Annotated in this window: 23 protein-coding genes; 21 read left to right on the top strand and 2 right to left on the bottom strand. The window is 48.2% G+C overall.

Translation table 11 applies throughout. The features are described 5' to 3' along the window. Window positions 1–19 precede the first annotated feature (19 nt). The 9 genes from mreD (at window position 20) to KTH89_RS02200 (ending at window position 8,184) form a co-directional block, all read left to right on the top strand. The gene (gene mreD / locus KTH89_RS02240; protein ID WP_158344351.1) at window positions 20–538 is read left to right on the top strand and encodes a rod shape-determining protein MreD; all 519 of its coding nucleotides are present in this window, start codon (window positions 20–22) and stop codon (window positions 536–538) included. After that, a complete protein-coding gene (locus KTH89_RS02235; RefSeq protein WP_317251194.1) occupies window positions 531–3,389 on the top strand; it encodes a penicillin-binding transpeptidase domain-containing protein in 2,859 nt (952 codons plus the stop codon). The genes mreD and KTH89_RS02235 overlap by 8 nt, the downstream gene beginning before the upstream one ends. A gap of 11 nt (window positions 3,390–3,400) precedes the next feature. Then, window positions 3,401–4,066 (top strand): septum site-determining protein MinC, encoded by a 666-nt coding sequence (gene minC, locus KTH89_RS02230; protein WP_158344352.1) that lies wholly within the window; start codon window positions 3,401–3,403, stop codon window positions 4,064–4,066. Window positions 4,067–4,087: 21 nt separating this feature from the next. Then, complete coding sequence (gene minD, locus KTH89_RS02225; protein WP_158344353.1) at window positions 4,088–4,876, top strand: septum site-determining protein MinD; 789 nt, start codon at window positions 4,088–4,090, stop codon at window positions 4,874–4,876. A 19-nt stretch (window positions 4,877–4,895) separates the two neighbouring features. Next, a complete protein-coding gene (gene minE, locus KTH89_RS02220) occupies window positions 4,896–5,171 on the top strand; it encodes a cell division topological specificity factor MinE (protein ID WP_158344354.1) in 276 nt (91 codons plus the stop codon). A gap of 11 nt (window positions 5,172–5,182) precedes the next feature. Continuing rightward, complete coding sequence (locus tag KTH89_RS02215) at window positions 5,183–6,286, top strand: FtsW/RodA/SpoVE family cell cycle protein (protein WP_158344355.1); 1,104 nt, start codon at window positions 5,183–5,185, stop codon at window positions 6,284–6,286. Between the two features lie 18 nt (window positions 6,287–6,304). Continuing rightward, window positions 6,305–6,700: a methylglyoxal synthase gene (locus tag KTH89_RS02210; RefSeq protein WP_158344356.1), complete on the top strand. Its 396-nt coding sequence runs from the start codon at window positions 6,305–6,307 to the stop codon at window positions 6,698–6,700. Then, on the top strand, window positions 6,684–7,661 hold the full coding sequence (locus tag KTH89_RS02205; protein WP_158344357.1) for a D-alanyl-D-alanine carboxypeptidase family protein: 978 nt from the start codon (window positions 6,684–6,686) through the stop codon (window positions 7,659–7,661). Before KTH89_RS02210 ends, KTH89_RS02205 begins: the two co-directional genes overlap by 17 nt. A gap of 103 nt (window positions 7,662–7,764) precedes the next feature. Next, window positions 7,765–8,184: a twitching motility protein PilT gene (locus tag KTH89_RS02200; protein ID WP_158344358.1), complete on the top strand. Its 420-nt coding sequence runs from the start codon at window positions 7,765–7,767 to the stop codon at window positions 8,182–8,184. 701 nt (window positions 8,185–8,885) lie between these two features. Here the strand turns inward: KTH89_RS02200 and KTH89_RS02195 are convergent. Further along, the gene (locus KTH89_RS02195) at window positions 8,886–9,473 is read right to left on the bottom strand and encodes a DUF1349 domain-containing protein (RefSeq protein ID WP_238720460.1); all 588 of its coding nucleotides are present in this window, start codon (window positions 9,471–9,473) and stop codon (window positions 8,886–8,888) included. A gap of 250 nt (window positions 9,474–9,723) precedes the next feature. Further along, window positions 9,724–9,945, bottom strand: coding sequence for a DUF378 domain-containing protein (locus KTH89_RS02190; protein ID WP_158344360.1), 222 nt, complete (start codon window positions 9,943–9,945; stop codon window positions 9,724–9,726). A gap of 118 nt (window positions 9,946–10,063) precedes the next feature. On the opposite strand from KTH89_RS02190, the gene KTH89_RS02185 reads away from it, so the two are divergent. The 12 genes from KTH89_RS02185 (at window position 10,064) to hisD (ending at window position 21,099) form a co-directional block, all read left to right on the top strand. Beyond that, on the top strand, window positions 10,064–11,455 hold the full coding sequence (locus tag KTH89_RS02185) for an HlyD family efflux transporter periplasmic adaptor subunit (RefSeq protein WP_238720459.1): 1,392 nt from the start codon (window positions 10,064–10,066) through the stop codon (window positions 11,453–11,455). A gap of 26 nt (window positions 11,456–11,481) precedes the next feature. Beyond that, on the top strand, window positions 11,482–12,186 hold the full coding sequence (locus KTH89_RS02180) for a YggS family pyridoxal phosphate-dependent enzyme (RefSeq protein ID WP_158344362.1): 705 nt from the start codon (window positions 11,482–11,484) through the stop codon (window positions 12,184–12,186). A gap of 74 nt (window positions 12,187–12,260) precedes the next feature. Then, on the top strand, window positions 12,261–12,785 hold the full coding sequence (locus tag KTH89_RS02175; RefSeq protein ID WP_158344363.1) for a cell division protein SepF: 525 nt from the start codon (window positions 12,261–12,263) through the stop codon (window positions 12,783–12,785). Between the two features lie 248 nt (window positions 12,786–13,033). Further along, entirely contained in the window at window positions 13,034–14,143 is a 1,110-nt protein-coding gene (gene aroB / locus KTH89_RS02170; RefSeq protein WP_238720458.1) for a 3-dehydroquinate synthase, read from the top strand. Then, complete coding sequence (gene lspA / locus KTH89_RS02165; RefSeq protein WP_158344365.1) at window positions 14,136–14,690, top strand: signal peptidase II; 555 nt, start codon at window positions 14,136–14,138, stop codon at window positions 14,688–14,690. The genes aroB and lspA overlap by 8 nt, the downstream gene beginning before the upstream one ends. Continuing rightward, a complete protein-coding gene (locus KTH89_RS02160; protein WP_238720457.1) occupies window positions 14,677–15,594 on the top strand; it encodes an RluA family pseudouridine synthase in 918 nt (305 codons plus the stop codon). Before lspA ends, KTH89_RS02160 begins: the two co-directional genes overlap by 14 nt. A gap of 168 nt (window positions 15,595–15,762) precedes the next feature. Next, on the top strand, window positions 15,763–16,401 hold the full coding sequence (locus KTH89_RS02155; protein ID WP_158344367.1) for a cytidylate kinase-like family protein: 639 nt from the start codon (window positions 15,763–15,765) through the stop codon (window positions 16,399–16,401). A gap of 208 nt (window positions 16,402–16,609) precedes the next feature. After that, window positions 16,610–17,164 (top strand): signal peptidase I, encoded by a 555-nt coding sequence (gene lepB, locus KTH89_RS02150; RefSeq protein WP_158344368.1) that lies wholly within the window; start codon window positions 16,610–16,612, stop codon window positions 17,162–17,164. A 12-nt stretch (window positions 17,165–17,176) separates the two neighbouring features. Further along, entirely contained in the window at window positions 17,177–17,731 is a 555-nt protein-coding gene (locus KTH89_RS02145) for a Holliday junction resolvase RecU (protein WP_238720456.1), read from the top strand. A 142-nt stretch (window positions 17,732–17,873) separates the two neighbouring features. Continuing rightward, window positions 17,874–19,139 (top strand): ATP phosphoribosyltransferase regulatory subunit, encoded by a 1,266-nt coding sequence (gene hisZ, locus KTH89_RS02140; protein WP_238720455.1) that lies wholly within the window; start codon window positions 17,874–17,876, stop codon window positions 19,137–19,139. A 2-nt stretch (window positions 19,140–19,141) separates the two neighbouring features. Next, on the top strand, window positions 19,142–19,777 hold the full coding sequence (gene hisG / locus KTH89_RS02135) for an ATP phosphoribosyltransferase (protein WP_158344371.1): 636 nt from the start codon (window positions 19,142–19,144) through the stop codon (window positions 19,775–19,777). Between the two features lie 29 nt (window positions 19,778–19,806). Beyond that, entirely contained in the window at window positions 19,807–21,099 is a 1,293-nt protein-coding gene (gene hisD, locus KTH89_RS02130) for a histidinol dehydrogenase (RefSeq protein WP_238720454.1), read from the top strand. Window positions 21,100–21,105: the final 6 nt, after the last annotated feature.

Here is a 21,105-nt window from a genome sequence, read left to right as displayed (position 1 = left end):
AAAGGAGGACATCAGGCAAGTGAAGAGAACGCTGGTTGTCACCGTGTTGATTATTATATGTTATGTGCTGCAGTGTACGCTGTTCCAGAGTCTGGCTCTGGCAAGTATTTCTCCGAACCTGCTGATTGTCGTAACTTCCTCATTTGGTTTCATGAGAGGCAAGAAGGAAGGGCTGATTATCGGCTTTTTCTGCGGCTTTTTAATCGATATTTTTTATGGAGACATTTTGGGCTTTTACGCTCTGATGTACATGCTGATCGGGTATGGGAACGGATTCTTCCACAAGATCTTTTTCGACGAGGATGTGAAGCTGCCCATGATCCTGATCACTTTAAGCGAGATCATATTCAGCTTTGTGATCTATTTCTTTTTATTTTTACTGCGCAACAGGCTGGAATTTCCGTATTACCTGGTCCATGTGATCATACCGGAGGTGGTGTACACCGTGGTGGTCACCGTGATCCTTTACCGGATTATCCTGTGGATCAACCGGAAATTAGAGGCGGCCGAGAAAAGGAGTGCAAACAAATTTGTTTAGAGAGATACTAAGGGATATCAAAGAATATATCCTGGGCGTTGTAAAATCCAGAGAGTTTGTTATGGTAATCGTCTTTCTCGCGCTGGCGGCCTTACTGATTCAGAGGCTGTTTGTCCTGCAGATCGTAAATGGAGAGGATTACTTAAATACATTTACGCTGAAAATAAAAAAAGAGCGGGTTTTAAACGGCACCAGGGGTAATATTTACGACAGTAAGGGGAATCTGTTGGCTTATAACGAGCTGGCCTATTCCGTTACGATAGAGGACAACGGGGAATACGACAGCATTTCGAAAAAAAATAAAGAGCTCAACTCTATTATCGATCAGGTAATTCAGATCGTGGAAGGCAACGGCGATACCATGATCAGCGATTTCCAGATCGTGCTGGACAGTAACGATAACTATATTTTTTCTGTGGAAGGCACTTCGCTGATGCGCTTCCGCGCCGACGTTTACGGGAAGAAGACCATAGATGAACTGGAACCGGCGCAGAAAAACGCGTCTGCCGATACGATCATGGCGCGTCTGTGCGCGGATAATAAGACGGGATATGGGATTTCACCGGATTTTTCAAAAGAAGAAATATTGAAAATAGCCAGCGTGCGGTTTGCCATGGCCGGAAACAACTATCAGAAGTATATGGCCACCACCATCGCCACGGATGTCAGCGACGAAACGGTGGCGGTTATCATGGAAAACAGCGATAAGCTTCAGGGGGTACAGATCGAGAAAGGATTCCTCCGCAGATATAACGACAGCCTGTATTTTTCCCATATTATCGGCTATACCGGAAAAGCCTCCCAGGAGGAGCTGGATGAGCTGAAGAAACAGGATGACAGCTATGCCCTGAACGATATCATCGGAAAATCCGGGATTGAACAATATATGGAGACCGATCTGCAGGGGAAAAAGGGAATGGAAAAGTTCTATGTGGACAACCTGGGAAAGGTTCTCGAGGTATCCGAGCGGACTGAGCCCGAGGCGGGCAACGACCTGTACCTGACCATCGACCGGGATCTGCAGATAGCTGTCTACGATATAATCGAGCAGAAGCTGGCTGGAATTCTGGTGTCCAAGATCCGGAATATCAAAGAGTATAACCCGTCTGCCAACAGCGGCGCGGGTGATATCGTGATTCCCATCGACGATGTCTACTACGCATTTTTCAAGCACAAGGTTCTGGATACGGGACGCTTTTCCAAGCCCGAGGCGCAGGAGACGGAGAGGGCGGTATATGATAAATTCGTCGGCAGCCAGCAAAGCGTGCTGAGCCGGATCCGCTCCGAACTTACCACCGACGCGCCGACCGCTTACCGGGCGCTTCCCAAGGATATGCAGTCCTATATGAGCTATATCGTCAACACATTCCTGACGGATAATCAGATCTTGATCTCCAAGGCGGTGGATACAAAAGATCCCACCTATATCGCCTGGAAAAGTGACGAGACAATCGGGCTTAAGGAATATCTGGAGTACGCGATTTCCAAAGAGTGGATTGATATTTCCAATATATCCGTGGAAGATAAATATCTGGATTCCTCCCAGATCTATGACGCCCTGGTGGATTATATCGTCACCTCCTTAGAGAGCGAGGAAGGATTCAGTTCCCTTATTTATAAATATATGATTCGCGATAATTCCCTTAGCGGGAAAGAAGTTTGTATGTTATTATATGAGCAGGGAATTCTTCCGGCCGACGACGAAGACAAAGCGGCGGTCGAGAGCGGCCAGATGTCGGCTTACCAGTTTATGATGAAAAAGATCACGAATCTTCAGATTACACCGGGCCAGCTGGGGCTTGACCCTTGCTCCGGTTCCGCGGTGATTACCGATGTGAACACCGGACAGGTCCTGGCCAGCGTCTCCTATCCGGGGTATGATAATAACCGGCTGGCCAATTCCATGGATTCGGCGTATTTCCAGAAACTGCAGTCGGATAAAGAGGCGGCCCCCATGTATAACAGGGCCACGCAGGAGCGGACGGCTCCGGGTTCCACCTTTAAGATGTTATCCGCAGTTGCGGGATTGTCGGAACAGGTGATTTCCACAACTGCCACTATACAAGATTTGGGTGTTTATGATAAAATAACACCATCACCAAAATGCTGGCTCTATGTCCGTTCACACGGGACTCATGGGGCGGAGACGGTTTCAACGGCGCTTCGGGATTCCTGTAACTACTTTTTCTACGAGGTGGGATACCGGCTGGGAACGGCCAATGGGAATTATAAGAGTGAATACGGCCTGGAACGTTTGAAAAAATATGCGGAGATGTTCGGTCTGACTTCCAAGTCCGGAATCGAGATTCCCGAATCGGAGCCGCAGTTTTCCGAGGAGGACGCGGTGCGTTCCGCAATCGGACAGGGTTCCCACGCCTATACGACCTCCGAGCTGAACCGCTATGTGATGACCGTTGCCAACTCCGGCAATTGTTATGAGCTGACTCTTTTGGATAAAGTGACAAGCCCGTCGGGAGAAACCATAAAATCCTTTGGAACCAAAGAAGGTACTAAAGTGGATCTTCCGGATACGATCTGGAATGCAGTTCACGAAGGAATGCGTATGGTGGTGGAGAAGACCTCGGCATTCGATGGGCTGGGCGTGCAGGCCGCGGGTAAGACCGGTACGGCACAGCAGACCACCAGCAGGCCGGACCACGCGCTGTTTGTGGGGTATGCGCCCTATGAGCAGCCCGAGATCGCCATCGCGACGCGGATCGCCAACGGTTATACATCCGCGAACACCGCGGAGATCACAAGAGACATTGTAAAATACTATTTTAATCTGGCAAGTGCGGAGGAGATCATAAGCGGCACAGCCACAGAGACACAAACAGTAACAGGAGACTAGGGGGATTAGCAATGAATCAGCCTGTAATCATCAAAAGCAATCGGTACGGTATTATCGTGATTCTGGACCGGGACATGCCTTTCCCGGAATTGCTGGAAAAGATTGCTGAAAAGTTCCGTGACTCAGCCAAGTTTTTCAAAGATGCACAGATGGCTGTCAGTTTTGAGGGAAGAAAATTATCGGAAGAAGAGATAGGGCAGGCATTGGAAGCGATCAGTGAGAATTCCGATATCAAGATTCTTTGTGTGGTAGACACGGATCTTCAGAAAGAACAGGAATTCAAAAAATCACTGGATGAGAAACTGAATGAAATTTCCGCCCATGACGGACAATTTTATAAAGGCACTTTAAGATCCGGACAGGTACTGGAGTCTGAGACAAGCATTATAATCCTGGGTGATGTAAACCCCGGGGCGAAGGTGATTGCCAAAGGCAATATTGTAATTCTGGGGGCATTTAAGGGGAATGCCTATGCGGGAGCCAATGGAAATCAAAACGCCTTTGTGGCGGCCCTTTCCATGCATCCCATGCAGATCAGGATCGGCGACGTGATTGCGCGCTGCCCGGATGAATCACATAAGAAGAGCGATAATGAGCCGAAAATCTCCTATGTGGAGGACGGCAATATCTATATCGAGCCAATTACCAAAGAATCCATCGGAGAACTAAATTTATAAAAACATTTGGAGGGAATCAGCATGAGTGAAGTAATCGTAGTAACATCAGGCAAAGGCGGCGTCGGGAAAACAACAACTACGGCCAACGTCGGAACAGGCCTTGCCAAATTGGATAAAAAGGTGGTTTTGATCGATACGGATATAGGGCTTCGGAACCTGGACGTGGTCATGGGACTGGAGAACAGAATCGTCTATAACCTGGTTGATGTAATAGAAGGAAACTGCCGGATCAAACAGGCGTTAATCAAGGATAAAAGATATCCGAACCTTCATCTGCTGCCGTCCGCCCAGACCAGAGACAAGACGGCGGTCACCCCTGAGCAGATGAAAAAACTGACCGATGAATTGAGAGAAGAATTCGACTACATACTTCTGGACTGCCCCGCCGGAATCGAGCAGGGATTCAAAAACGCCATCGCAGGAGCGGACCGGGCGCTCATAGTGACGACTCCGGAAGTATCTGCGATCCGGGATGCGGACCGTATCATCGGTCTGCTGGAAGCCAATGGTTTAAAAAAGATCGAGCTGATCGTTAACAGAATCCGCATGGATATGGTGAAGCGGGGAGATATGATGTCCATTGATGATGTGGTGGATATCCTGGCTATTAACCTGATCGGCGCGGTTCCGGATGACGAGAATATCGTCGTCGCCACGAACCAGGGCGAGCCGCTGGTAGGAAGCGACTCCATGGCAGGACAGGCATTTATGAATATCTGCAGGAGGGTTATAGGTGAAGAGGTCCCGCTGATGGATTTGGCAGTCAGCAGTGGATTTTTTGCAAAACTGGCCGGTTTATTTAAAAAGTGATCAGGGGGAGGATACAACAATGGGATTATTAGATTTATTTAAAAAGAAAAATTCAGGAGACGTTGCAAAAGATCGCTTAAAACTGTTGTTAATCTCCGACCGGGCGAATTGTTCACCGGAAGTAATGGAAATGATAAAAAATGATATTATTCAGGTTATCACGAAATATATGGAAATAGACCCGGATGGCCTGGATATTCAGATTACCCAGACGGAATCGGAAGGAAGCAATGGCAGCGTTCCGGCGCTGTACGCGAACATTCCGATTAAAGACATGAAGAAAATGAATAAATAGCAGGAGTGTTTATGTTCAAACAATATCAGCTTAGAAACTATAACTTCAGATTGTTGTTTTATATAATTCTGGTTACCATTATGGGAATCCTGATCGTGGGCAGCGCCCAGGAATCGTCACAGGACAAGCAGATCTTCGGTATGGCCATCGGTATGGTCGCGCTGATTGTATGTTCTCTGATCGATTACCATTTCCTTCTGAAGTTTCAGTGGCTGATGTATCTGCTGTGTGTGGCGCTGCTGGTGGCGGTGCTTATATTCGGTAAAGAGGTGAACGGGGCTACCAGATGGATTCTGATTTTTGGAATTCAGTTTCAGCCCTCGGAGCTGGCGAAGGTTTTGTTGATTTTGTTCTTTTCAAAGCTGTTATCCGATTATCGGGAATACATCAATACGGTGCGCTTAATCGGCGCATCCCTGATCCTGATCGGAATTCCGCTGTTTCTGGTTTATAAAGAGCCGAACCTGTCGACCACGATTGCGATTACATTAATTTTCTGCAGCCTCTTGTATGTTGCCGGATTAAGTTATAAAATAATAGGTGGGGTACTGGCGGTAGTGCTTCCTCTTGTTATCATTTTTTTCAGTCTGATTGTTCAGCCGGATCAGCCGTTTTTCCATGACTATCAACAGGATCGGGTGCTGGCCTGGCTGGAGCCGGAGAAATATCCGGATATTGCATATCAGCAGTTGAATTCCAAGATGGCCATAGGTTCCGGCCAGCTGTACGGAAAGGGACTGGATACCAATGAGATCTCATCCGTCAAAAACGGGAATTTTATCGCGGAACCTCAGACAGACTTTATCTTTGCGGTTGCAGGAGAGGAATTGGGATTTATCGGCTGCTGTGCCATCATTATCTTATTGTTTTTAATTGTGTTAGAATGTATTTGGATGGGAAGGAAAGCCAGGGATCTGGAGGGAACCCTGATATGCTGTGGTATGGGGGCATTTATCGGGTTCCAGAGTTTTATCAACATCGGTGTAGCAACAGGACTGCTCCCCAACACGGGAATACCGTTGCCGTTTGTCAGTTATGGGCTGACTTCGCTGGTAACTTTATTCATTGGTATGGGGATCGTGCTGAACGTGGGGATGCAGCCCAAGAAATATTAGCATTAGGAGGAATCGTAAATGAATATCGGATTAATCGCGCATGACTCGAAGAAGAAACTAATGCAGAACTTTTGCATTGCTTATCGGGGGATTTTAAGCAAACATGAATTATATGCCACAGGGACAACCGGGCGCCTGATCGAAGAAGTGACGAATCTGAACGTACACAAATATCTGGCGGGCCATTTGGGCGGAGAGCAGCAGTTGGGAGCACAGATCGAACATAATCAGATTGATCTGGTGATCTTCCTTCGGGATCCTCTGGCGCCGAAAGCTCACGAACCGGATGTCAACAATGTAGTGCGGTTGTGCGATATGCACAATATTCCGCTGGCGACCAATCTGGCCAGCGCGGAGTTACTGATTAAATCTCTGGACAGAGGAGACTTAGAGTGGCGTGAGATGTATAAATAAAAAGATCAGAGGGGTAAGTGCCGCACTTTTCATGACAGTCCTGTTAGCAGGCTGCGGACAAAGTGCAGTGCTTACAGATGCTTATGATTTTGACAATCCGGCCTATGGCCCCAGTGCAACCAGTGACGCAGGAGAGGAGCTCCAACCCTTTGCTGCGAATTTGTGCGTTACAGCGGGGGACGTGGACGCGGATATCGATATGTCGCAGGCAGAGAGCGCGGGTCTGTTCAACATCAATGGACAGGACGTGCGGTATGCGAAAAATGTGCACGAGGTTTTATATCCGGCCAGCATCACAAAAATCATGACCGCGCTGATCGCGCTGGAGCAGGGGAACCTGGACGATGTGGTAACCGTAAGTGAGAACGCGGTGACTCTGGAAGCCGGAGCGCAGAAAAGCGGAATCAAGGCGGGAGATCAGATCGTACTCCGGGATCTGCTGTACGGAATGATCATGTGGTCAGGCAACGACGCGGCTAAAGCGGTGGCGGAGCATATCGCCGGCAGCGAGGAAGAATTTGCCAACCGGATGAACCAGCGGGCCCGGGAATTGGGGGCTGTGGACACCCACTTTGTAAACGCCAGCGGTCTTCACGACGATAACCATTATTCTACCGTCTATGACCTCTACCTTATCTTCCAGAAGGTGATTCAAAATGAAACCTTCCAGGATATGATGCAGACCAAGGAATATACGGCGACGGTCACATCCGCCGACGGCTCAACCAGAGAGATCAACTGGAAGAACACGAATCATTACCTTACCGGCGACACCACTGCCCCGGAAAACGTAGTCGTAATCGGCGGGAAAACGGGGACCACGGAGAAGGCCCAGTCCTGTCTGACCCTGTTAGCGCAGGATGCTTCCGGCAATCCATATATTTCCACAATTCTAAAAGCGAAGGACAGAGACGCGTTATACGCACAGATGAATAATTTGTTGAGTATAATTAATAATTAAGGTTGTATTTTTTTATCATTCAGACTATAATTAAGTATAAATAACAGATGTTTTTGGTAAATTTAACGAACAAGAACATCCCGGAAACAAGGAGGAGATTGCAATGGTACAGTTAATCGTAGGCAACAAAGGGAAAGGAAAGACAAAACATCTCTTGGATAAAGTAAATCAGGAGATCAAAGCCGCTTCCGGAAACATTGTATATCTGGATAAAAGTGCGAAGCACATGTATGAGTTAAATAATAAGATTCGTTTGATCGATGTTTCAGAATATCTGATTGAAAACAGTGATGAATTTGTTGGATTTATAAGCGGGATTATTTCCCAGGATCATGATCTTGAGCAGATGTATTTAGACAGCTTCTTAAAAATCGCCTGTTTGGAAGGACAGGATATCACTTCTGTAATTTCAAAAATAGAAAAGATCGGAGAAACCTTCGGTATTAAATTTGTATTAAGTATCTCTATGGATGAGGACCAACTCCCTGAGTCAGTAAAACAGAACATCCTGGTTTCCCTGTAATCATACATAGGGAATCACTTTTCGTTTCATAAAATAACAATTGAATTTAAAGTAAGAAAAAAATAGAATAAAAAAGGCATTCTGCGGAATGCTTTTTTTATTGTTAGGAACATTGTGGATGTTCTTGGGCGGGTTTGGACTGCCCCTCCCTTCCCTCTGTTTCCTTTGTACCGCTTCGGGGGGCTGTCTGGCGCCGGAGGCCTTTTGTGTCTCCCAGGGCGGAGGGCTTGCGCTGGAAGCAGCTAAGTGAAATCCAAAAGCCGAATTCAGGAACCGGGCCAATTCACCAGGAACACGTGATGTGTTCCCGGTTCAGAGGCTCTTGCCCGTCGGACGTGAAGTCCGCCGTGCATTCTGAATCCGGCTTTCCAATTTCACTAAGCGTATTCTCAGCCGCCCTATGCGCCCCCAGGGAGATACAAAAGAACCCGGCCGCCCGGAGCGTCCCCGTATACAGCCCGCGTTTCCAAGCCGTAAGCAGCGAACATACGAAGCCTCCAGGAAGAACACTAAGAGTGTGACAGCCCCTGGTGAAATTGGCCCGGTTCCTGAATCCGGCCTTTGGATTTCACTAAGCTGCTTCACAGCCGCCCTATGCCCGTCCGGGGAGACACAAAAGGCCTCCGGCGCCAGGCATCCCCCCGAAGCGGCATAAAGGAAACAGAGGGAAGGGAGGGACAGTCCAAACCCGCCCAAGAACACTACTTATGCGCAGGCCATTTGCAGTCTGTTAATTCCATCTTGGTAAAGGTTGCTTGGAAGGAGGAATCCTCAGGACTGCAGGCGTATATTCCGAAATGTATTTTTTCGGTTCCACGGAACAGATGGAAGATCCGCATCTGGTGATAGGTTTGGCCGTCCATGGAGTACTCGATGCAGAAATCACTTTCCCGGCGGCTGAGGCGGTAGCAGACGGTTTTTATTTCTGCGGATATGTCGGTGGTCGCCCAGTCGGAATAGCCCAGATTCGTTACTACACTCCCAAGTCTTTGGAAGTGTTCATTTTCATATTCTACGGATGCTTTGCACCAGTTATCACTGTCTTCATAGACGGCGATGCCGCACTGATCAAACCGGCACCGGCTTTCAAAATCGGTTCGGACCGTAAAGGAAAAATATGGCTCGCCGGTCTCATACAAAAGGGCCGGGGCATTGTCGTTTTGGAATCCGTAATATGTTCTCTGCCAGAAATCGGTGAAAGGATCTGTTTGGATCACGATCCGGTCTTTTGTGATTTCATAGGCTTTTGGTTCGTGAATCCATTTCATATCTTTGGTATCAAATTTCATAGGGGACCTCCTGGTTTGGCTTTTGGTTGAATCTACTATTAATTTAGCATTCCTGCGGGGTTCTGACAATGGGGCATAAGAAAAAAGAACCCTAGCATAAGAAAAAAGAACCCTTCCAGGCCGTCTATCTGTCTCAGCCGTTTTGGGCGGAAATGAGACGGACTTGGAAAAGGTTCTTTTTTTCTATTCCGGTTAACTTGGTGTTTTGTTCCCTATCGTTCACGAACAGGAAACAAAATGGCTGCAAACATTAGTTGCTGTGAGCATGGCCCAGATCAGTAACACGACCATAGATGCTGATCATATATAAACCGCAGATACCTACGAGTCCATATACGATTCTGGATAGCCAGGTCATATTTCCGAAGAGAAAAGCCACAAGGTCAAAACCAAAGAAGCCGATTAATCCCCAGTTGATTGCTCCGATGATAACGATAGTGAGAACCGTATAGTCAATACCTTTAGAACCCATAATATCATACCTCCTTTTCAGTCTGATTGTATTATTGGCTGAATTATAAGAAGTTATACACAAAAGAGGGAAAAAGTGGTATAATCGAAAAAGCGACGAAAGGATCGGAGGTTATAAGTTGTCAGGCAGCAAGAATAAAAAGGTTACGAAGTACCGGAAACCTTTTCACATAAATATCGGAGTCATTATATTTGCGGCAATTTTTATTTATTTAGTGATTTGTGTCTATATGTATGCCACGCGTGTACGTATCTCACCATATGAGGTAAAAGCCGGAAGTCTGGCTGAAGATAACACCTATACAGGCCTCATTCTGCGCCAGGAAACCGTGGTCAATGCGGAGCAGTCCGGGTATGTCAACTATTACGCAAGAGAAAAGGAAAAAGTAGCCAACGGAACCGTTGTCTATTCCATAGATGAAAGCGGAAAGGCCATGGAAGCCCTGGCGGAATCCGCAAAGGAAGAAAATATCCTGTCAGGAGACAACCTGAAAACGATTAAGTCGGAAATCCAGAATTTCAGCAGCAGCTTCGATAATTCGGATTTTACCAGCGTTTATGATTTCAAATACAGCCTGGAGGGGGACATCATAGAATTGATGAACACCGCTATGCTGACGGATCTGGGCGAGATCGCTTCGCAGGCGGGAGGGATGTTCAATACGTATTCCGCGGCTGAGCCGGGAGTCATCGTCTATAATGTGGATCAGCTGGAAGGGGTTACGGCGGATGTGGTGACTCCGGATATGTTTGACGAGACCGCTTATAAAAAGACGAACCTGAGGACCAATGAGATCGTGAATCCGGGTGACCCCGCTTACAAATTGATAACCGGTGAGGACTGGTCCGTGGTGATCCAGATGGACGAGGACCAGGTGCGCAGAATGCAGGACATGCAGTATGTGCAGGTCCGGTTCCTGGATGATAATACGAAGGCCTGGGCTTCCTTCAGTATGTCCAGCAGGGATGGAAATACCTATGGAAAACTGGATTTCAGGAATTCCATGATCCGCTATGCCGATAAACGGTATTTGCATATAGAGCTGATGCTGGATCAGACAAAGGGCTTAAAAATACCGGCCAGTTCCCTGGTGGATAAGGACTTTTATCTGATACCGCTTGATTATCTGACCGTCGGCGGCACCAGCAGCCAGGAAGGATTTATGCTGGAGACCTATGATGAGAACGGGCAGGCGTCTATGGAAATGATTTATCCAACGGTTTATTCGGTCTCTGAGACGGAGGCATATGTGGATACGGTGGAATTCCATCTGGGGGATTACGTGATCAAGCCGGAATCCCAGGAGCGCTATCAGATCGGGAAAAAGGCCACCTTAAAAGGCGTCTATAATATTAACAAAGGATATGCCATATTCCGTCAGGTCAATATCCTGTATCAGAATGAGGAATATTGTATCGTGGAAGAGGGGACCAAATATGGCCTGTCGATCTATGACCATATCGCTTTGGACGGTTCCGCGGTGAAGGAAGACGATATTATTTACCAATAGTTTTTAGAAAAAAGGAGATGGATTCCATGGTAAAAGAGAATCTGGCAGAAGTAGAGGCACGTATAAGTAAAGCCTGTGAAAGGGCGGGACGGAACCGGGAAGAAGTTACGCTGATCGCCGTCAGTAAGACAAAACCGGTATCCATGATGGAAGAGGCTATCGGGGCCGGAATCGTGGATTTCGGAGAGAATAAAGTGCAGGAAATCGTGGATAAGTATGAAGCAATCCCGCAAAAACTGAATTGGCATATGATCGGACACCTGCAGAGAAATAAAGTAAAGTACATTGTAGATAAAGTATGCATGATCCATTCGGTGGATTCACTTAAGCTGGCCGAGACCATCAGCGAGCTGGCGGTAAAGAAAAATGTGGTAGTTCCGATATTGATCGAAGTGAATATGGCCGGGGAAGACACCAAGTTCGGCGTCGCGCCGGAGGCTGCCCCCGGGCTTGTGGAAGCCGCCGCTAAGCTTCCGGGTATCCGGGTAAACGGGCTGATGACCATCGCCCCGTTTGTGGAAAACCCCGAAGATAACCGGATTCATTTCCGTAATTTAAGGAAATTATCTGTTGACATAACAGGGAAAAACATTGATAATGTATCTATGAGCGCCTTGTCGATGGGAATGACAGGTGACTATGAGGTAGCAATCGAAGAGGGGGCTACGATGGTACGGGTTGGCACAGGTATTTTTGGAGCCAGAAATTACGCCGTCCCTGACAGCCTGTAATCCGATGCCATTAGGATAAGCGTGCGGTTTATGGCCGCGCGGGAACGAATAGGATATAGATAGGAGAGTTAGTCATGGGCGTTTTGGACAAGTTTTTGGATGCGATGAAACTGAATGATGATGACGATTTTGATGACGATTTCTTCGATGATGAAGAATTTGACGATACACCAAAGAAAAGAAAATTTAAGAAAACCGATATAGACGATGATGACGATTTCATGGATGAGAAGCCGGCCAAGGTAAAACCTATGAAGCAGGCAAGTAATAAGGTAACCCCGATGCGCCAGCCCAGAAGGACCGGCAGTGGAATGGAAGTCTGTGTGATTAAACCCACTTCTTTTGAGGATACCAGGGAGATCACCGAGACCCTGTTGTCGGACAGGACCGTAGTCTTGAATATGGAAGGGTTGGATATGGAGCTGGCGCAGCGGATCATTGATTTCACCTCCGGGTCCTGCTTTGCCATCAACGGAAACCTGCAAAAGATTTCCAGTTTCATTTTCATAGTGACGCCTTCCAGTGTGGATATTTCCGGAGATCTTCAGGATATCTTAAACGGCGCGTTCGATGTGCCGGCTATCCAGACGGATTTCTAAAGCATCCGGCACAGGATAGGCGGGAATAGAGACACCAATTACATATGTTACATAGCCGGGACGGGAGATTATATCCGTAATGATGGTACGGTTCGGCGGCTATGTCTGTGCAGAGCGTCAGTAAGAAGCTTTTACTCCTGATGCTCTTTCTTTTGGAATGGAATGGTTGGATGGATACGAAAGATAAGTTCTTTTGAACCTGCTTTCGCAAATATGTTTGGCGCGGCAAATGCGTACTGGAGGATAAAATGGCTGAGAGACTACAAGTAAAAAAGGATGGAATCAAATGTTATGATATACTGCTGGAGCCGGATTTTCAGGCTCTGCCGGCTGCGCTTGAAGAGACCGGCATGGTCCGGAAAAAAGTGTGTATTGTCACGGACAGCCATGTGGCCCCCCTCTATGCGGATCAGTTAAAAGAGTCTCTGATCCCGGTGGAAGAGTCCGTAACCGAGTTCATATTTGAGGCGGGGGAAGCCAGCAAGACGCTGGATACCGTTAAGAAACTCTATGAACATCTGATCCAAAATCACTTTGAGAGAAAAGACGTTCTCATCGCTCTCGGAGGCGGCGTGGTGGGGGATTTGACCGGGTTCGCAGCGGCTACTTATCTGCGGGGCATAGATTTTATTCAGATTCCGACCACATTACTGTCCCAGGTGGATTCCAGCATCGGCGGAAAGACAGGGGTGGACTTTGACTGCTATAAGAACATGGTGGGCGCTTTTCATATGCCCAAACTGGTCTATATCAACCTGCACACCCTGGATACCTTAGATGACAGACAGTTTGCCTCGGGAATGGGAGAGGTGCTCAAACATGGCCTGATTCGGAACGCTTCCTATTATGAATGGATCCTGGGCAACCTTTACGAGATTGAGGAAAAGGAGCCGGAAGTATTACAGCGCCTGATCGCGGAAAGCTGTATCATAAAAAGAGCGGTAGTGGAAAAAGATCCCACGGAACAAGGGGAACGCGCCCTTTTAAATTTCGGCCACACCATTGGCCATGCCATAGAAAAATTAAAAGACTTTACGATGCTTCACGGAGAGTGTGTTGCACTGGGCTGCGTAGCAGCCGCCTATATCTCCTGGCAGAGGGGGAGTCTTTCAGAGGAAGAGTTCTTTGAGATCCGGGATATGTTCGTAGGATTCGGGCTTCCTATCTCCTTAACGGGCCTTAGCACGGAAGATATCATTGAAACCAGCAGATCCGATAAGAAGATGTCCGGCGGCCAGGTGAAATATATTCTGCTGAAAGGCATTGGTAAAGCGGTTATCGACAAAACCGTAACAGAACAGGAAATGAGAGAAGCCATAGAATATATATCCGTAAAAAGTGAGGACCTAAATGACTAGCGAAAAGACGAGAAAACGTAACAGTTGTATATGTGGTATAATCGGGATGCTTGCCCTGATCCTTTTGGACCAGTGGACAAAACTGCTGGCGGTACGCCATTTAAAAGAAGCCTCCCACCCGCTCATCGACGGTGTGTTCAGCCTGCAATATCTGGAAAACAGAGGCGCGGCATTCGGCATGATGCAGGGACGCCAGTGGCTGTTCGCCATCATGGCGGTGATCATCGTGGCCGTGTTTGGCTATGCCTACTACCGCCTTCCCTATGAACGGAAATTCCGGATTCTGCGTATTGTTCTGTGCTTTTTGTTGGCGGGAGCACTGGGCAACCTGATAGACCGGCTGACCAGAAACTTTGTAGTTGATTTCTTCTATTTTGAACTGATCAATTTCCCGATATTCAATGTGGCCGACTGCTATGTAACTCTGTCCGCAGTCATGCTGATCATCCTCTACCTGTTCTACTACAAAGACGGAGACTTTGAAAACCTGATACCCAAGAAATACCGATCCCAAAAGGAGTCCAAGACAGACAATGACCAAATATGAATTCCAGGTGTCTGATACACAGTCCGGCCAGCGAATCGATAAATATCTCTCATCTATGATGGGAGATTTCTCACGTTCTTATCTGCAAAAGCTGTTAAAGGACGGGCAGATCACCATCAACGGTGGGCTGGCGCGCCCCAGCAGCAAGACAGCCGCCGAAGATAAAATAGAAGTGCTGGTGCCGGATCTGGCGGAGCCGGATATCAAACCGGAGAATATTCCGCTGGACATCCTGTATGAGGACGACGACTTAATCCTGGTCAATAAACCCAAGGGCATGGTGGTCCATCCGGCGGCCGGTCATTCCGGCGGGACCCTGGTCAACGCCCTTATGTTCCACTGTAAAGGCCAGCTGTCCGGCATCAACGGAATCACCCGCCCCGGTATCGTCCACCGGATTGATCGCGACACCACCGGCGTCCTGGTGGTCTGTAAAAACGACCGGGCGCATAACTGCCTGGCGGACCAGCTCAAAGTCCATTCCATCACCCGGCGCTACCGCGCCATTGTGCATGGGGTTCTGAAGGAAGATGGCATCATCAACGCCCCGATCGGGCGGCATTCCATTGACCGGAAAAAAATGGCCGTCAACCCAAAAAACGGTAAAGAAGCGGTCACCCACTATCATATTCTGGAGCCTCTGCGCAACTTCACCTACATTGAATGTGAATTGGAGACCGGCAGGACCCATCAGATCCGTGTCCATATGGCCAGTATCGGCCACCCGCTATTGGGAGACGAGGTGTACGGCCCCGCTAAGTGTCCCGTAAAAGGCCTGCAGGGCCAAACCCTGCACGCCATGGTATTGGGCTTTATTCATCCCACCACGTTGAAGTATGTAGAATACACCGCCCCTCTTCCTCCTTATTTCACAGATTTGTTAAATGCCCTGCGGATCTCCTGATCCGCTTTTTTTCCATAGGAAAGTGCGGTTTCTCCCGGTCCTTAAAAATATTTTACATTTCAGATCGATTGGGTTATAATAAATATACAACAAGGAGCGGCTTTCATATTGGTAATCAGACATCCTTCGGGAAAGAAGATGCCGAAGCCCAAAAGGAGAGTGAATCGTATGGGTAATACTATTATTACGATCGGAAGGCAGTACGGCAGCGGTGGCCGTGAGATTGGAAGAAAAGTAGCGGAAAAGCTCGGAATCAAATGTTACGATAAAGAATTGCTGGCGGTAGCAGCAAAAGAGAGCGGGATCTGTGAGGAATTATTTGAAAATCATGACGAAAAGCCCACTAACAGTTTCTTATATTCCCTGGTCATGGATACATATTCCCTGGGATATTCTTCCGCGGCATTTTCAGATATGCCCATCAACCATAAGGTATTTCTGGCACAATTCGACGCCATTAAAAAAATCGCAGACGAAGGCCCCTGTATATTAGTTGGACGCTGTGCGGATTACGCGCTGGCGGACTATCCGAATATGGTAAGCGTATTTGTTCATGCGGACATTCAGGCGCGGATCCGCCGTATTGCCCGGATCTATGACTTGACGGATGCGAAGGCAAAAGACATCATCCACAAGACCGATAAAAAAAGAGCCAGCTATTATAATTACTATTCCAGTAAGAAGTGGGGCGAGGCCGCCGGATACAACTTAAGCGTAGACAGCGGAATCCTGGGAGTTGAAGGAGCGGTCAAAATGATCCTCGATTTCGTAGAAATCAAGGAATCCACTCCGGAACCCAAACTGTAAGCTTTTATTAATTTTAAATAGATCGATGACGGAACCGCCGGTTCAGCTTTTTCGGATGCTGACGGCGGTTTTGCTTTTTTTTACATGGGAAGGCGGGATGAAGCCCGCCCGCAGCCTTTGTCAAATTTATTGGTAATTTTATGAAAGTGGTGTTATAATAGTTGAGAAGTGCGCTTGCGCTTTATCAAGTAACGGAGGCTTTTTATTCATGGCAAAAGACAATAGAGAAACTGAAAACAAAGAAGTGAGTATAGGGAGGGAGATCTTAAGCTGGGTTGGAGTTATCGTGTTCGCAGTGGCGCTGGCCTTGTTTTTGAACGCGTTTATTCTGGTCAATGCGGAAGTCCCCACCAAGTCGATGGAGAATACGATCAAGGCGGGAGACCATATTATGGGCCTGAGAGTGTCTTATTGGTTTAAAGGCCCGGAGCGGGGAGACATCGTGGTATTTAAGTTCCCCGATGACGAGTCCCAGAATTTTGTGAAAAGAGTGATTGGGCTTCCGGGAGATTCCATTGAGATCGTGGACGGAAAGGTCTATATCAACGGCAGCGATACCCCTCTGGATGAACCTTATCTGAAAGAGACCCCTTATGGATCATTTGGCACCTTTACCGTACCGGCGGGCTGCTATTTTATGATGGGGGATAACCGGAATGATTCCCATGACTCGAGATTCTGGGATCACACGTATGTGACTGAGGATGAGCTGATCGGGAAAGCGTATTTTAAATATTATCCGGGCTTTCAGATGCTGCATTGACGGAGGGATGAGATGGCTACCTGGAATTCAAGAGGCTTAAGGGGTTCTACCCTGGAGGAGCTGATTAACCGGACCAATGATATATACCGGGAGAAGGGACTGGCTTTGATTCAGAAGGTCCCGACCCCTATTACCCCCATTAAGATTGATAAGGATAACCGGCATATTACCCTGGCGTACTTTGAACAGAAAAGTACGGTGGATTACATAGGGGCTATTCAGGGAATACCGGTCTGCTTCGACGCGAAAGAGTGTACGACACAGACATTTCCGCTTCAGAATGTCCATGCACATCAGATGCAATTTATGGAAGAGTTTGAACATCAGGGAGGAATCGCATTTCTCCTTCTTTTTTATACTTCGGAGAACTTTTTTTACTATCTTACCTTCCGGCAGCTGCAGAAATTCTGGAGCAGGGCTGAAAATGGCGGACGCAAGAGCTTTCGCATGGAGGAACTGGAGCAGGGATTCGAGATACATCCGGGAAAAGGCGTGATGGTTCCGTATCTGGATGCGCTGCAGAAAGATCTGGATCAAAGGGATGAAGATCTGGATCAAAGGGATTGACAAGTATTCGGTTTACTATTATAATATATGAGATTTACTTTGCTACCAAATTAGAGAATTATCACTTTAAATCGATAAAGTAATTCAGATCGAAGAATGACGGATCAAAGCGGGCGGCAAAGGTCAGGAAACGGAGGCAGTTATGAAACAGCAATTATTACATACGCCGGAGGGCGTCCGGGATATTTATAATGAAGAATGCGCCAGAAAAAATGTGTTGCAGGAAAATCTGCATCAGGTTATGCAGCTATATGGATATCGGGATATTCAGACGCCCACCATCGAATTTTTTGATGTGTTCAGCAAGGAGATCGGGACCACGCCGTCCAGAGAGCTGTACAAATTCTTTGACCGGGAGGGGAATACTTTGGTGCTCCGGCCGGACATCACGCCGTCCGTCGCCCGTTCTGCGGCCAAATATTTTATGGAGGAAAAGCTCCCGCTGCGCATGTGTTATATGGGAAATACCTTCATCAACCATTCCAGCTATCAGGGCCGGTTAAAGGAGACCACCCAGATGGGTGCGGAGCTGATCGGGGACGGAAGTGTGGATGCCGACGCCGAGGTGATCGCTCTGGTGGTGGAAGCGCTGTTGAAAGCGGGATTGAAGGATTTCCAGGTGAGCATCGGACAGATTGATTTCTTCAAAGGGCTGCTGGAGCAGGCCGGAATCGAGGAAGACACCGAGGAAATGCTGCGGGAACTGATATCCAATAAAAATCATTTCGGAATCGAGGAGCTGGTGGAGGAGCAGCGGCTCAGCGGGGAGTTAAAACAGGTATTTCTGAAAATGCCGGAGCTGTTCGGCGGTGTTGCCGTGTTGGATGAGGCGAAGGAACTGACCCGCAATGACAGATCCTTGCAGGCGCTGGAACGCCTCAGGGAACTGTATGAGGTGATGTGCTGTTATGGCTATGAACCGTATATTTCTTTTGATCTGGGAATGATCAGTAAATATCACTATTATACCGGCGTGATTTTCCGGGCATATACCTACGGAACCGGAGACGCGATCGTGAAAGGCGGCAGATATGATAATCTGCTGGGGCATTTTGGCAAGGAAGCGCCATCCATCGGTTTCGCGATTGTGATAGACCAGCTGATGATGGCCTTGTCCAGACAGAAGATCGATATTCCTCTTTCAAACGGCGCTACTCTTTTGCTCTATGAAGAGGCGCTTCGCCAGGCGGCGATCCCTTTGGCCGTGGGGCTTAGAAAGACGGGGGCCCAGGTGGAAATGATACGGAAAAGCCCGGATCATGAGCTGAGCGAATACCTGGAGTACGCAAGGCAGAATCGGATCGGGGGAATCCTGGTCCTGCGGCCTGACGGGCAGATTGAAATGATACATATGTCAGATGGAAGCAGGCGGACCGTGAACCTGAATGATCTGATTGAAGGAGTGTAAACATGAGATATTTGACATTTGCATTGGGCAAAGGACGGCTTGCCAGCAAGACGCTGGAGATGTTTGAAAAAATCGGAATAACCTGCGAGGAGATGAAGGACAAGGGGTCCAGAAAGCTGATCTTTGTGAACGAGGAGCTGAAGCTTAAGTTTTTCCTGTCCAAGGGGCCGGATGTTCCCACCTATGTAGAGTACGGCGCTGCCGACATCGGGATCGTCGGCAAGGACACCATACTGGAAGAGGGCCGGAGAATGTACGAGGTTTTGGATCTGGGCTTTGGAAAATGCACGATGTGCGTGTGCGGCCCGGAATCTGCCCGGGAATTATTAAAGCACCACGAGCTGATCCGGGTGGCAACGAAGTATCCGAATATCGCGAAGGACTATTTTTATAATAAGAAACACCAGACGGTGGAAATCATAAAATTAAATGGCTCCATCGAGCTGGCGCCTATCGTGGGGCTGTCGGAAGTGATCGTGGATATCGTGGAGACGGGCTCCACCCTTAAAGAAAACGGCCTGAAGGTATTGGAAGAGGTGTGCCCATTGTCCGCCCGTATGGTAGTGAATCAGGTCAGCATGAAGATGGAAAATGAGCGGATCAGCCGGATTATTCAGGATTTGAAGAAGATTCTATAATATTATCATATACAGGAGGCAAGGTTATCATGAAGACGATACAGATTACGGAAGAATCCAGAAAAAATCTTCAGGAACAGCTGCTCAAAAGGAACCCTTCCAGCTATGGAGAGTTTGAAGAGCAGGTGGCGCAGATTATAGATGAGGTAAAGAAGAAGAAGGATCAGGCGCTATTTTCCTTCACCGAGAGGTTTGATCACGCTGTGGTTACGGCCGACACCATTCTGGTGACAAAAGAGGAGATCGAGGAAGCCTATACGCTGGTTGATCCGGAGCTGGTAGAGATCATCCGCAAGGCGAAGGCGAATATCGTGGAATACCATGAGAAGCAGCGCCAGTACAGCTGGTTTGACAGTAAACCCAACGGTTCCATGCTGGGCCAGAAAGTGACCCCCCTTAAAAGGGTCGGCGTCTATGTGCCCGGAGGAAAAGCGGTATACCCATCGTCCGTACTGATGAATGTGCTTCCGGCCAAGGTCGCCGGGGTCGATGAGATTATTATGACGACGCCTCCGATGAGGGACGGAAAAGTCTATCCGGTCACCTTAGTGGCGGCCAATGAGGCAGGCATCGACCGGATCTACCGTGTGGGCGGGGCGCAAGCCATAGCCGCCCTGGCTTTTGGAACGGAAAGTGTGCCCAAGGTGGATAAAATCGTAGGGCCCGGCAACATCTACGTGGCTTTAGCCAAGAAGGCCGTGTACGGTCATGTGAGCATCGATTCCATCGCGGGCCCCAGTGAAATCCTGGTGCTGGCGGATGAGACGGCCAATCCCCGTTTTGTGGCGGCAGACCTTCTGTCCCAGGCGGAGCATGACGAGATGGCGTCCGCCATCCTGGTCACTACCAGCAGGGAACTGGCGGAACAGGTATCCAAAGAAGTGGATCGTTTCGTAGCGGAGCTTTCCCGGACGGAAATCATGCAAAAATCCCTGGATCAATACGGTTATATTCTGCTGGCCAAGGATATGGAAGAAGCGGTCGAGACGGCCAACGAGATCGCATCGGAGCATCTGGAGATCATCACGGCCAATCCCTTTGAGGTGATGACAAAGATCCGCAACGCGGGAGCGATCTTTATCGGTGAATACAGCAGCGAACCGCTGGGCGACTATTTTGCAGGGCCGAACCACGTCCTTCCCACCAATGGAACGGCGAAGTTCTTTTCTCCCTTAAGCGTTGATGACTTTATCAAGAAGTCCAGCATTATCTACTATTCCAGGGAAGCGTTGGAGCCGGTGCATGAGGATATCATCAAATTCGCTGCGGCGGAACAGCTGACAGCCCACGCCAATTCCATCAAAGTCCGTTTTGAAGAATAAGGAGAG

Origin of the sequence: Diplocloster agilis, from assembly GCF_019042275.1 — a bacterium.
Classification (GTDB): Bacteria; Bacillota; Clostridia; order Lachnospirales; family Lachnospiraceae; genus Diplocloster; species Diplocloster agilis.
Note: the sequence above shows the minus strand (reverse complement) of the source record. Positions and strands in the feature narration are given on the sequence as shown.

Excerpts from the sequence above, each read along its gene's own strand:
- minE (WP_158344354.1), top strand. The coding sequence starts at position 4,896 with ATGGGATTATTAGATTTATTTAAAAAGAAAAATTCAGGAGACGTTGCA.
- KTH89_RS02175 (WP_158344363.1), top strand. The coding sequence starts at position 12,261 with ATGGGCGTTTTGGACAAGTTTTTGGATGCGATGAAACTGAATGATGAT.
- KTH89_RS02180 (WP_158344362.1), top strand. The coding sequence starts at position 11,482 with ATGGTAAAAGAGAATCTGGCAGAAGTAGAGGCACGTATAAGTAAAGCC.
- KTH89_RS02160 (WP_238720457.1), top strand. The coding sequence starts at position 14,677 with ATGACCAAATATGAATTCCAGGTGTCTGATACACAGTCCGGCCAGCGA.
- aroB (WP_238720458.1), top strand. The coding sequence starts at position 13,034 with ATGGCTGAGAGACTACAAGTAAAAAAGGATGGAATCAAATGTTATGAT.
- minD (WP_158344353.1), top strand. The coding sequence starts at position 4,088 with ATGAGTGAAGTAATCGTAGTAACATCAGGCAAAGGCGGCGTCGGGAAA.
- minC (WP_158344352.1), top strand. The coding sequence starts at position 3,401 with ATGAATCAGCCTGTAATCATCAAAAGCAATCGGTACGGTATTATCGTG.
- lepB (WP_158344368.1), top strand. The coding sequence starts at position 16,610 with ATGGCAAAAGACAATAGAGAAACTGAAAACAAAGAAGTGAGTATAGGG.
- KTH89_RS02155 (WP_158344367.1), top strand. The coding sequence starts at position 15,763 with ATGGGTAATACTATTATTACGATCGGAAGGCAGTACGGCAGCGGTGGC.
- KTH89_RS02195 (WP_238720460.1), bottom strand. The coding sequence starts at position 9,473 with ATGAAATTTGATACCAAAGATATGAAATGGATTCACGAACCAAAAGCC.
- hisZ (WP_238720455.1), top strand. The coding sequence starts at position 17,874 with ATGAAACAGCAATTATTACATACGCCGGAGGGCGTCCGGGATATTTAT.
- KTH89_RS02190 (WP_158344360.1), bottom strand. The coding sequence starts at position 9,945 with ATGGGTTCTAAAGGTATTGACTATACGGTTCTCACTATCGTTATCATC.
- KTH89_RS02145 (WP_238720456.1), top strand. The coding sequence starts at position 17,177 with ATGGCTACCTGGAATTCAAGAGGCTTAAGGGGTTCTACCCTGGAGGAG.
- KTH89_RS02215 (WP_158344355.1), top strand. The coding sequence starts at position 5,183 with ATGTTCAAACAATATCAGCTTAGAAACTATAACTTCAGATTGTTGTTT.
- KTH89_RS02200 (WP_158344358.1), top strand. The coding sequence starts at position 7,765 with ATGGTACAGTTAATCGTAGGCAACAAAGGGAAAGGAAAGACAAAACAT.
- KTH89_RS02210 (WP_158344356.1), top strand. The coding sequence starts at position 6,305 with ATGAATATCGGATTAATCGCGCATGACTCGAAGAAGAAACTAATGCAG.
- hisG (WP_158344371.1), top strand. The coding sequence starts at position 19,142 with ATGAGATATTTGACATTTGCATTGGGCAAAGGACGGCTTGCCAGCAAG.
- hisD (WP_238720454.1), top strand. The coding sequence starts at position 19,807 with ATGAAGACGATACAGATTACGGAAGAATCCAGAAAAAATCTTCAGGAA.
- lspA (WP_158344365.1), top strand. The coding sequence starts at position 14,136 with ATGACTAGCGAAAAGACGAGAAAACGTAACAGTTGTATATGTGGTATA.